The 10,414-nt window shown below is 71.6% G+C and carries 10 protein-coding genes; 4 read left to right on the top strand and 6 right to left on the bottom strand.

Annotated features, from left to right (window positions below):
• Positions 1-150: 150 nt before the first annotated feature.
• The 6 genes from BJP40_RS05640 to BJP40_RS05615 all read right to left on the bottom strand — a co-directional run bounded on the left by BJP40_RS05640 (position 151) and on the right by BJP40_RS05615 (position 4,550).
• Positions 151-1,539, bottom strand: a complete 1,389-nt coding sequence (locus BJP40_RS05640) for an 8-oxoguanine deaminase (RefSeq protein WP_071272697.1) — start codon at positions 1,537-1,539, stop codon at positions 151-153.
• A 209-nt stretch (positions 1,540-1,748) separates the two neighbouring features.
• On the bottom strand, positions 1,749-2,672 hold the full coding sequence (gene pucL / locus BJP40_RS05635) for a factor-independent urate hydroxylase (protein ID WP_071272699.1): 924 nt from the start codon (positions 2,670-2,672) through the stop codon (positions 1,749-1,751).
• Between the two features lie 8 nt (positions 2,673-2,680).
• Complete coding sequence (gene uraH / locus BJP40_RS05630; RefSeq protein ID WP_071272701.1) at positions 2,681-3,070, bottom strand: hydroxyisourate hydrolase; 390 nt, start codon at positions 3,068-3,070, stop codon at positions 2,681-2,683.
• Positions 3,067-3,588 (bottom strand): 2-oxo-4-hydroxy-4-carboxy-5-ureidoimidazoline decarboxylase, encoded by a 522-nt coding sequence (uraD, locus tag BJP40_RS05625; protein WP_071272703.1) that lies wholly within the window; start codon positions 3,586-3,588, stop codon positions 3,067-3,069. Before uraD ends, uraH begins: the two co-directional genes overlap by 4 nt.
• 306 nt (positions 3,589-3,894) lie before the next feature.
• Entirely contained in the window at positions 3,895-4,299 is a 405-nt protein-coding gene (locus tag BJP40_RS05620; RefSeq protein WP_071272705.1) for a helix-turn-helix domain-containing protein, read from the bottom strand.
• Positions 4,296-4,550 (bottom strand): hypothetical protein, encoded by a 255-nt coding sequence (locus BJP40_RS05615; RefSeq protein WP_071272707.1) that lies wholly within the window; start codon positions 4,548-4,550, stop codon positions 4,296-4,298. The genes BJP40_RS05620 and BJP40_RS05615 overlap by 4 nt, the downstream gene beginning before the upstream one ends.
• 129 nt (positions 4,551-4,679) lie before the next feature.
• Here BJP40_RS05615 and BJP40_RS05610 point away from each other — a divergent pair, with 129 nt between their 5' ends.
• From BJP40_RS05610 to BJP40_RS05595, 4 genes are all read left to right on the top strand, one after another.
• Complete coding sequence (locus tag BJP40_RS05610) at positions 4,680-5,537, top strand: TIM barrel protein (RefSeq protein ID WP_071279120.1); 858 nt, start codon at positions 4,680-4,682, stop codon at positions 5,535-5,537.
• Positions 5,538-5,572: 35 nt separating this feature from the next.
• Complete coding sequence (locus tag BJP40_RS05605; protein WP_071272711.1) at positions 5,573-6,469, top strand: 2-hydroxy-3-oxopropionate reductase; 897 nt, start codon at positions 5,573-5,575, stop codon at positions 6,467-6,469.
• A 257-nt stretch (positions 6,470-6,726) separates the two neighbouring features.
• A complete protein-coding gene (locus BJP40_RS05600) occupies positions 6,727-8,184 on the top strand; it encodes a catalase (RefSeq protein WP_071272713.1) in 1,458 nt (485 codons plus the stop codon).
• 762 nt (positions 8,185-8,946) lie between these two features.
• The gene (locus BJP40_RS05595) at positions 8,947-10,194 is read left to right on the top strand and encodes a helix-turn-helix domain-containing protein (protein WP_071279118.1); all 1,248 of its coding nucleotides are present in this window, start codon (positions 8,947-8,949) and stop codon (positions 10,192-10,194) included.
• The last annotated feature ends 220 nt before the right edge of the window (positions 10,195-10,414 follow it).

Raw genomic sequence — 10,414 nt, 5'->3', positions numbered from 1 at the left:
GGGCACGGGCCCCTTACCGTTCCGGGGGGTGGCCGCACCTCGCGGTACGGACACCCCCCGGTCCGGCGTGCCGCGGTCCCTGTCCGGGGCCGCGGCGGACCGGCCGAGGGCCGTCCCCCTCGGCTGGTCTGCTGCGGATCGCTTCCGGGCTCAGCCCTGGGCGGCGATACGGGCGAGGCGCTGCGCCTCGTCGCGGGTGGAGCGGGCGATGGCGTCCTCGTCGGCGGTCAGCAGCCTGCCGTCCTCGACGATCTGGCGGCCGTCGACGAACGACGCGGTGACCGGGGCGGCCGCGCCGAAGACGAGGGCGGTGACCGGGTCGGCGATGGAGGCGTGGGCGAGGGTGTCCAGCTTCCACAGCACGAGGTCGGCGAGCTTTCCGGGCTCCAGGGAGCCGGTGTGGTCGGCGCGGCCGAGCACCTGGGCGCCGCCGTAGGTGCCGAGGCGCAGGGCCTGGCGGGCGTTGAGGGCGGCCTCGCGGTGGGCGCCGAGCCGGTTGATGAGCAGGGCGTTGCGCAGCTCGGTGTGGAGTTCGCCGGACTCGTTGGAGGCGGTGCCGTCGACGCCGAGGCCGACGGGGACGCCGGCGGCGAGCATGTCGGGGACGCGGGCGATGCCGGCGGCGAGGCGGGCGTTGGACGACGGGCAGTGGGCGACACCGGTCCTGGTACGGGCGAACGCCTCGATGTCGGAGTCGTTCATGTGGACGCAGTGCGCCATCCACACGTCCTCGCCGAGCCAGCCGGTGGACTCGAAGTAGTCGGTGGGGCCCATGCCGAAGAGCTCGTGGCAGAACTTCTCCTCCTCCACGGTCTCCGAGCCGTGGGTGTGCATGCGCACGCCGAGGCGGCGGGCGAGTTCGGCGCCCTGCCGGAGGAGTTCGGTGGAGACGGAGAACGGGGAGCAGGGGGCGACGGCCACCTGGGTCATCGCGTCGAAGGAGGCGTCGTGGTGCTTCCTGACGGTCTCCTCGGTGGCGGCGAGGGCGCCTTCGAGGGTCTCGACGGCGAAGTCCGGCGGCAGGCCGCCGTCCTTGGCGCTGCGGTCCATGGAGCCGCGGGCCAGGGTGAAGCGGACTCCCATGTCGCGGGCGGCCCTGATGATGGCGCCGGAGAGGTCGCCGGAGCCCTGCGGGAAGACGTAGTGGTGGTCCATGGCGGTGGTCACGCCGCCGCGGGCCATCATCGCGAGGGAGCCCTGGGCGGCCGCGTGGACCATCTCCTCGTCGATCCGCGCCCAGGTGGGGTAGAGGGCGACGAGCCAGTTGAAGAGGTTGTGGTCGGTGGCGAGGCCGCGGGTGATCCACTGGTAGAAGTGGTGGTGCGTGTTGATCAGGCCCGGGGTGGCGAGGTGGCCTGAGGCGTCGATGCGCCGGACCACGTTCTGCAGGCCGTCGGGGGCCCGGCCCGCGCCGACCGACTCGATCCTGTTGTCCGCGATGACGACGTGGCCCGAGGCGTACTCGGTGTCCTGGGCGTCGACGGTCGCGATCGCGCAGTTCTCGATCACGATGCGCTGGGCTGCTGCCGAAGGTGCCATGGCGGTGCGTCCTTCTTGTCGAACCGGGGGTCCCCCGCCCGGCTGGGCCGGGAGGCGGGGGAGGTGAGGGCACGGCAGGACCCTGGGGTGTTTGAGTGCCGCGGCCGGGTGGCCGCGGGTGCCGAGTGGGTGGTGTCAAGGGGCGGTGCGGCCGTCCGCCCCGACCCGCCGAGGCGGCGCGGACGGCCGACCGGGTCAGGGGACCTCGGTCACAGGTTGGTCATGTCCACCGGGATGTGCGCCTCGGCGCCGTCCCGGAGGATCGTCGCCTCGATGAGCCCGTAGGGGCGGTCGGCGGCGAAGTAGACCTCGTTGTCGTTCTTGAGGCCGAAGGGCTCCAGGTCGACCAGGAAGTGGTGCTTGTTCGGCAGGGAGAAGCGGACCTCGTCGATCTCCGAGCGGTTGTTGATGATCCGCGCGCCCATCTGGTAGAGCGTCTGCTGGAGCGACAGGGAGTAGGTCTCGGCGAAGGCCTGGAGCATGTGCTTCCTGACCTGCTCGTAGGACTTCTCCCAGTGGGGCATGCGCTGGTCGTCGTCGGTCCAGTTGAACCGCCAGCGGCCGGAGACCTGGGTGGCGAGGATCCGGTCGTACGCCTCCTGGAGGGTGGTGTACTTGTCCTTCACGTAGCCCCAGAACTCCGAGTTGGTGGAGTTCATGACGACGAGGTCCTTGAGGCCGGATATGACCTGCCACTGCTCGCCGTCGTAGGTGATCTCGGTGACGCGGGTCTCCTGGCCCTTGCGTACGAAGGAGTGCTTGACTTCGTCGGCGCCGATGAACCTGGAGTTGGCGTCGGACGTGGCGATGCGCTCCCAGGCGTACTCCTCGATGCGGATGCGGGCCTGGTGGATGGGCTCCTGACTGGTCACGAAGTGCCGGGCGAGGTGGATGCCGAACTGCTCGGCGGACTCGATGCCGTACTCCTTGGCGAACGCGTACACCGTGTTCTTGGTGGTGTCGGTCGGCAGGACGTGGGCGTTCGAGCCGGAGTAGTGGACGTCGTCCATGTCGCCGGAGAGGGCGACGGAGACGTTGAGGTCCTTGATGTGGTGGGTGGCGCCGTCCCGCGTGATCTTCACGACGCGGTTCTCAGACTTGCCGTACTGGTTCTGGCCGAGAATCGTGGGCATGGTCTTCGCTAGCTCCCTCGGTAAACGGAGTAGCCGAACGGGTTGAGCAGCAGCGGTACGTGGTAGTGCTCGCCCGCCACGACGGCGAGGGTGATCGCCACCTCGGGGAAGAACACGCCGCTGTCCCGTGTCGCGGGGGCGTCCTGCTGTGCCTCGGCTTGCTTCTTGACGAAGTACGTCTCGGTGTCGAAGTCGAGACGTACGTGGGTCGTGCCTTCCGGCGGGGCCGGGAGGTCCTTGCAGCGCCCGTCCGCGTCGGTCGCCGAGCCGCCGAGCGCCACCCACGGCGCGTCGCGGCCGGCACGGGCCGCGAGCGAGACGGCGACGCCCTCGGCGGGGCGGCCGCGGCTGGTGTCCAGGATGTGCGTGGACACCGAGGCGGTGCGTGCTGTGCTCATGCGGGTTCTTCCTCCAGTCGCTCCACGAGCCGGGTCAGGCGGATGCGGTTGATCCTGCCCAGTTCGGTGCGGACGATCTCGCGCTCCTGCTCGGGCGTGTTGCCGATCCGCTCGCGTGCGGCGTCGCGCATCTGCTCGCCGGTCCTGCCGGTGGCGCAGATGAGGAAGACGTGGCCGAACCGCTCCTGGTACGCCAGGTTCAGTTCGAGCATCTCCGCCTTGAGGTCCTCGGAGGCGCCGGCCATCCCGCTCTGCTCGCGGGCCGAGGTCGGGTCCCCGGGCTTCGGGCGGCCGATCGGCGGGTGCCCGGCCATCGCGTCGGCGAGGTCCTCGGCGGTGAGCTCCGCCGTGGCGGCGTCGCCGGCGAGCAGGAGGTCGTCGGCGGTGGCGTACGGGCGCTGGGCGAGCAGCTTGCTCCCCCACGCCGAGCTGGCGCACACCTCGTGCAGGGCGGCGAGCGCGTCGCTGTCCGCGGAGGTGTTGAACCGGGCGAGGCCCGGTGAGGTACTCGAAGTCACGGGAGCCTCCGTGGCTGTTTTTCGCTGTGCTTCGGACGGGCTGCGGATAGCTAACGCCCTGCGGCGAAGTACGTCAACACTTTGTTGAAAAATCTGTGTGACGCGTACGTTGCCGCTCGGACACCGCCGGGACACCCGTCCCGACACCGGCCGGCGGACCGCCCTGGACCATCCGCTGCCCCGGCTCCGGGCAACCCGTGACCCGGCCCGGGGCCGCCCGGGCGCCCGGCCCGGCGCCGGCCGGACGACGGCCGGGCACCCGCGGCAGCAGTCTCGCCGACCGCGCTGGAGGCTCCCTCGAAGCCCCTACGTGCCCTTCGCGGCGTTCTCCCTGTTCAGGTAGTTGTAGACGGTGAACCGGCTGACGCCGAGGGCGCCGGCCACGGTCTCCACTCCGTGCCGCACCGAGAAGGCGCCACGGGCCTCCAGGCTCCGCACGATCTCCTGCTTGCTCTTGCGGTCCAGCTCCGACAGCGGCATCCCGTGGCGCCGCTCCAGGGCGGCGAGGATGTGGTCCAGGGAGTCGGCGAGCTGCGGCAGCCGCACGGCGAGGACGTCCTCGCCCTCCCATGCGAGCACCACGTCGTCGGGGCCGGCCTGCCCGGGCAGCAGCATCCGTCCGCCCATGGCGTCGACGAGCGGCTTCACCGCGGCGACCAGCGGATGGTCCGCGGAGACGTGGCCGGCGGACACGGCGTCGGCGGCGCTCATGGGCGGGCCTCCTCGATCACGTTGACCTGGAGCGAGACCCGGGTCGCCCCGGCCTCCAGGGCGCGCCGCAGCAGGGTGTCGACGGCGGCGAGCACCGCGTCGGCACCACCTTCCGCGGTGTTGCCGAACGGCCCGACGTCGACAGCGTCCAGCGCCGCGCCCTGGATGACCTCGCGGGCCACGACGGCGTGGGCCGGCGCCTCGTCGAGGTCGAACGGTTCTGTCGTGAATTCGACCCTCAATCGCTCCATGCGCTCACGGTATCTCCGCGCGCGAGGCCGTCCACCCCTCGGGTGGGCCTTGACAAGGGCCCCGGTTCACTTGCACTCTTCCATCACGCAGAAACCAACTTCCGCAATACGGAAGGAGCGCCGCCCCTCATGGCCCGCTTCTCGGAAGACGCAGGCAAGGCCCAGCGCTTCGATGTGAACCTGTCGATCCTCTTCACCGAGCTGCCGCTGCTGGAGCGCCCCGCCGCCGCCGCGGCGGCGGGCTTCACCGCGGTGGAGCTGTGGTGGCCCTGGATCGAGACGCCCACGCCCGCCCGGAGCGAGCTCGACGCGCTGAAGAAGGCGCTGGACGAGGCCGGTACGCAGCTGGTGGGGCTGAACTTCTACGCCGGCCGGCTGCCCGGACCGGACCGCGGCGCCCTCTCCGTGCCCGGTGAGGAGTCGGACCGCTTCCGCACCAACATCGACGTGGCGGCCGACTTCGCCGCCTCGGTCGGCTGCAAGGCGCTGAACGCGCTGTACGGCAACCGCGTGGACGGCGCCGACCCGGCCGAGCAGGACGCGCTCGCCCTGGAGAACCTGGCCCTGGCGGCCCGCGCCGCCGACCGGATCGGGGCGATCCTGCTGGTGGAGGCCCTCAATGCGCCGGAGTCGCCGCACTACCCGCTGGTCAGCGCGCCGGCCGCGGTGCGGGTCGTCGACCGGGTCAACGAGGCCACGGGCCTGGGCAACGCCCGGTTCCTGCTGGACCTCTACCACCTGGCCATGAACGGCGAGGACCTGGAAGCCGTGATCGACACGTACGCGGAGAAGACGGGGCACGTCCAGATCGCCGACAACCCGGGCCGCGGCGCGCCGGGCACCGGCGACCTCGACCTCTCGGCCCTGCTGCTGCGGCTGCGCGAGCGCGGCTACGACGGCTGGACCGGCCTGGAGTACAAGGCCGGCGACCGCCCGAGCGCCGAGAGCTTCGACTGGCTGCCGCGCGAGCTGCGCGCCGCCCACTGACTCACCCCGCGAGCTTTTCGAAAGAGGTAACCCTCATGAGCACGACCCCCCTGCCCAAGGTCGCCTGGATCGGTCTCGGCATCATGGGCTCCCCCATGTCCGAGAACCTGCTCAAGGCCGGCTACGCGGTGACCGGTTACACGCTGGAGCAGGACAAGCTGGACCGGCTCGCCAAGGCCGGCGGCACCGCCGCCGCCTCGATCGCCGAGGCGGTCCGCGACGCCGACGTGGTCATCACGATGGTGCCCGCGTCCCCGCAGGTCGAGGCCATCGCGTACGGCCCCGACGGCATCCTGGAGAACGTCCGGCGGGGCGCCCTGCTCATCGACATGTCGTCGATCACCCCGCAGACCTCGGTGGACCTGGCCAAGGCCGCCGCCGACAAGGGCGTCCGCGTACTGGACGCCCCCGTGTCCGGCGGCGAGGCCGGCGCCGTCGAGGCCGTGCTGTCCATCATGGTCGGCGGCGGGCAGGCCGACTTCGACGAGGCGAAGCCGATCTTCGAGGTGCTCGGCAAGACCATCGTGCTGTGCGGCCCGCACGGCTCCGGCCAGACGGTGAAGGCCGCCAACCAGCTGATCGTGGCGGTCAACATCCAGGCCTGCGCCGAAGCCGTGGTCTTCCTGGAGAAGTCCGGCGTGGACCTGAAGGCCGCCCTGGACGTCCTCAACGGCGGCCTGGCCGGCTCCACGGTGCTGACCCGCAAGAAGGACAACTTCCTGGCCCGCGACTTCGCGCCGGGCTTCCGCATCGACCTGCACCACAAGGACATGGGCATCGTCACCGACGCCGCCCGCAACGTGGGCGCGGCCCTGCCGGTCGGCGCCGTGGTCGCCCAGCTGGTCGCCTCCCTGCGCGCCCAGGGCGACGGCGACCTGGACCACTCCGCCCTGCTGCGGGCCGTCGAGCGCCTCTCCGGCGCCCAGGTCTGACACCCGGGCCCCCGCGGCCCCAAGGGGCCGGACACCGGCCCCCTCTGCTCCCGACCCGGCTCGCGTACCTGACGCGGATCCGGCTCGGGCCGGGTTTCCGGCGGCGTCGGCGCTGACACCTGTCCTGTCGCGCCCAGGCGCCGGCGCCGTCCGGAATCCCCACCTCCAATTTCAACAAACTGTTGACGTCGCCTTCGGGGCGTCCTTACGCTCCCAGCACCGCCAGCAGCTCCCGTACGGAAGGTCACCAGGTCACGATGTCGAAGCGCGTGCTTACGACCGAGTCAGGCGCACCGGTCGCCGACAACCAGAACTCCGCCACCGCCGGTGTCGGTGGCCCCCTCCTCATCCAGGACCAGCACCTGATCGAGAAGCTGGCCCGATTCAACCGGGAGCGCATCCCCGAGCGCGTCGTCCACGCCCGCGGCTCCGGCGCCTACGGCTACTTCGAGGTGACGGACGACGTCACCGCGTACACGAAGGCGGCGTTCCTCTCCGCGGTCGGCAAGCGCACCGAACTGTTCCTGCGCTTCTCCACCGTCGCGGACTCCCTCGGCGGCGCGGACGCGGTCCGCGACCCGCGCGGCTTCGCGGTGAAGTTCTACACCGAGGAGGGCAACTACGACCTCGTCGGCAACAACACCCCGGTGTTCTTCATCAAGGACCCGCTGAAGTTCCCCGACTTCATCCACTCCCAGAAGCGCGACCCCTTCACGGGCAAGCAGGAGCCGGACAACGTCTGGGACTTCTGGGCGCACGCCCCGGAGGCCACGCACCAGATCACCTGGCTGTTCGGCGACCGCGGCATCCCCGCCTCGTACCGCCACATGAACGGCTACGGGTCCCACACCTACCTCTGGACGAACGCCGACGGCGAGGGCTTCTTCGTCAAGTACCACTTCAAGACGAACCAGGGCGTCCGCTCCCTGTCCTCCGAGCAGGCAGCCGAGGTCGTCGGCACGGACGCCAACTCGCACCAGACGGACCTGCTCCAGGCCATCGAGCGGGGCGTGAACCCGTCGTGGACGCTGTACGTGCAGATCATGCCGGCGGCCGAGGCGGCGGACTACCGCTTCAACCCGTTCGATCTGACCAAGGTGTGGCCGCACGCGGACTACCCGCTGCAGCGGGTCGGCCGGCTGGTCCTCGACCGCAACCCGGACAACGTGTTCGCGGAGGTCGAGCAGGCCGCGTTCTCCCCGAACAACTTCGTGCCGGGCATCGGCCCGTCGCCGGACAAGATGCTCCAGGGCCGCCTGTTCGCCTACGCCGACGCCCACCGCTACCGCCTGGGCGTGAACCACACCCAGCTGCCGGTGAACGCCCCGAAGGCGACCACGGCGGACAACTACGGCCGCGACGGCTTCATGGCCACCCGCAACGGCTCCCGCCACGACAAGAACTACGAACCGAACTCGTACGCCGGCCCGTCCCAGACGGACCACGCCCTGTCCGCCGCCCTCGCCGTCTCCGGCCACACCGGCACCCACGCCACCCCGGAGCACGTCAAGGACGACGACTTCTTCCAGGCCGGCGAGCTGTACCGGCTGATGTCGGCGGAGGAGCGCAGCCGCCTGGTGGCCAACCTCGCGGGAAGCCTGGCACAGGTGTCCCGCGAGGACGTCATCGAGAAGAACCTCGCCCACTTCCACGCCGCCGACCCCGAGTACGGCAAGCGCGTGGAGGAGGCGGTCCGCGCCCTGCGCGAGGACTGAGCCTCCGATCAGGCTGCGTACGGTGGTTGACGGGAGGTCAGTCGCCGTACGCGGACCGTCCCGTGGCCCGGATGAGGGGTGGCCACGGGTACGGACAGCCGGGAACCGCGGCGGTGTACGCGCCAGTGCGGTGGTGAAGGGGCACCGGAAGCCCTCCAGACCCGAAGGAGGGCACCGGAACCCCGCGTTCACCGCCGCGGTCCCGCACCCACCCACCTCCCCCATGACCCCGTCCGGCGGCGCGAACGTCCTGTCGCGCCAGCCTCGCACCGCCGGACGGTTTCCACTTCCCCCGCTCCCGCGGAGACCTTCCCTCCCGCACCGAGCCAGAGCGCGGAGTCCGTTTACGGTCCGGACTCCGCGCTCTGCTGTGCGTGGGGCGCGCCCTCACCACCGACGCCACGGCTCCGCGGCCGCGTGCCGGACCGGTGGCGCCGTCCCCCGGCCGTGGCTGCCGCGCGTCCACCGCATCCGGTCCCGCCGCGCCGCCGCCTCACCGCCCCGGCCTGCCACGGCCGCGAGCAGCGGCACCCGGACCCACTCCCCTGCTCTTGCAAGCGGCGGCGCTCCCTCCTTCCGGACGGCTCCTCCTCCCCCGTGCGTCCCGGATGCTGTGCACCCGTCGGCGGCTCCCGAACCGGCCGGCCCGGTACGTCACCAGCAGGCGCGCGAGCGGTCGTCCGTCACGCCCAAGAGCACTACAGCGATGCGGCCTTGCCTCATACCCTGTGGGTGACGAGCCGCGCAGAGAAGGGCAAGGCCATGTCTGATGGGGCCACGGACCCGTACGCCGACCCGATGACGTTCGGGCAGCGGATGCAGATCCTCCGCGAACGCCGCGGCATGAGCAGGGTCGTGCTCGCCGGCCTGCTCGGCCGCTCACCCGAGTGGGTGAAGAAAGTCGAGAAGGGCCAGATCCACGCCCCCGGCGTCGACACCGTCCTCCTCGTCGCGGAGGCCCTGCGCGTGCGCGACCTCGCCGACCTGACGGGCCGCCCCGACATGCACGTCGACCTGTTCATCGGCCCCGGCCACCCCCGGCTGGCCGCCGTGCGCGCGGCCGTCGACGCGTACCCGCTGACGACGACGCGCCAGGCCCCGCCGATCGGGCACCTGCGCGCCCGGCTGTCCCGCGCGTGGGCGGCCCGGCACTCCGCAGCGCACCACCGAGAGGCGATCGGCACGCTCCTGCCGGACCTGATCCGCGACGCACAGCTCGCCGTGCGGCAGGCCGAGCAGCCCGCGGGCTGGCGGGAGGCGCAGGCCGTCCTCGCAGAGGTGTACAGCCTCAGCCAGTTCTTCGTGGCGTACCAACCCGACAGCAGCCTCCTGTGGAGGGTGGCCGAGCGCAGCATGGTCGCCGCGCAGCAGTCCGAGGACCCCCACACGATCGGCGTGGCCGCGTGGCTGATGACGCAGGCGCACCGGGACGCCGGGTCCAGCCACCTCGACGCCGCCGACGCCGTGAACCGGGAGACCCTTGCGTACCTGGAGCCGCTGCTGCCCGACGCCACGGACGACGTGCTCGCCATCGCGGGGGCCCTCCGGTTCGAGGCGGGGTACACCGCGGCGCGGAGGGGCGAGTCGGGCACCGCGTGGCGGTACTGGGACACCGCGCGGGAGATGGCCGAGAGGCTCCCGGGCGACTACTTCCACCCGGTCACGTCGTTCTCCCAGGCCGTCATGGGCGCCCACGCGGTGACCGTGGCGGTCGAGCTGCACGCGGGCCCGGAGTCCGTGCGGCAGGCGGCGCGGGCGGAGGCCGCGACGATCCCGTCCCGCCCTCGGCGGGCACGGCACCGGATCGAGGAGGCCCGCGGTTACCAGCTGGACGGGCAACCGGACGTGGCGATCGCGACGCTTGCCCGGGCGCACGAAGCGGCACCGGAGACCATCCGCTACAACGGCTACGCGCGGCGCATCATCCTGGAGGAGGTGGAGTCCCGGGTCGCTGCTCGACGCCGCCGCGCGTCGGATCTGGCCGTGAAGGTGGGCATGCTCGCGGCCTGACGCCGCCTCATGTCAGGGGTACGGATTCCTACCCTCTGCCCTCACGAGTCGCTCTTACCGTCTGTGTCAGACCCACCACTGACTGATACCGACGGGGAGTGGCTCGTGATGACGATGACGGTGTACCGGGTGCGGCCCGACGGCACCACCAACTTGATCAGGGAGAAGCGCGAGATCCCCGGGGACGAGGAGCTGCCGCCCGTCGGCGCCGCGTTCCCGC

Source organism: Streptomyces sp. CC53, assembly GCF_001865245.1.
Classification (GTDB): Bacteria; Actinomycetota; Actinomycetes; order Streptomycetales; family Streptomycetaceae; genus Streptomyces.
Note: the sequence above shows the minus strand (reverse complement) of the source record. Positions and strands in the feature narration are given on the sequence as shown.

What these genes read in the sequence shown, in the direction of transcription:
- BJP40_RS05640 (WP_071272697.1), bottom strand. Translation starts at nt 1,539, where the DNA reads ATGGCACCTTCGGCAGCAGCCCAGCGCATCGTGATCGAGAACTGCGCG.
- pucL (WP_071272699.1), bottom strand. Translation starts at nt 2,672, where the DNA reads ATGCCCACGATTCTCGGCCAGAACCAGTACGGCAAGTCTGAGAACCGC.
- uraH (WP_071272701.1), bottom strand. Translation starts at nt 3,070, where the DNA reads ATGAGCACAGCACGCACCGCCTCGGTGTCCACGCACATCCTGGACACC.
- BJP40_RS05620 (WP_071272705.1), bottom strand. Translation starts at nt 4,299, where the DNA reads ATGAGCGCCGCCGACGCCGTGTCCGCCGGCCACGTCTCCGCGGACCAT.
- BJP40_RS05615 (WP_071272707.1), bottom strand. Translation starts at nt 4,550, where the DNA reads ATGGAGCGATTGAGGGTCGAATTCACGACAGAACCGTTCGACCTCGAC.
- BJP40_RS05610 (WP_071279120.1), top strand. Translation starts at nt 4,680, where the DNA reads ATGGCCCGCTTCTCGGAAGACGCAGGCAAGGCCCAGCGCTTCGATGTG.
- BJP40_RS05605 (WP_071272711.1), top strand. Translation starts at nt 5,573, where the DNA reads ATGAGCACGACCCCCCTGCCCAAGGTCGCCTGGATCGGTCTCGGCATC.
- BJP40_RS05600 (WP_071272713.1), top strand. Translation starts at nt 6,727, where the DNA reads ATGTCGAAGCGCGTGCTTACGACCGAGTCAGGCGCACCGGTCGCCGAC.
- BJP40_RS05595 (WP_071279118.1), top strand. Translation starts at nt 8,947, where the DNA reads ATGTCTGATGGGGCCACGGACCCGTACGCCGACCCGATGACGTTCGGG.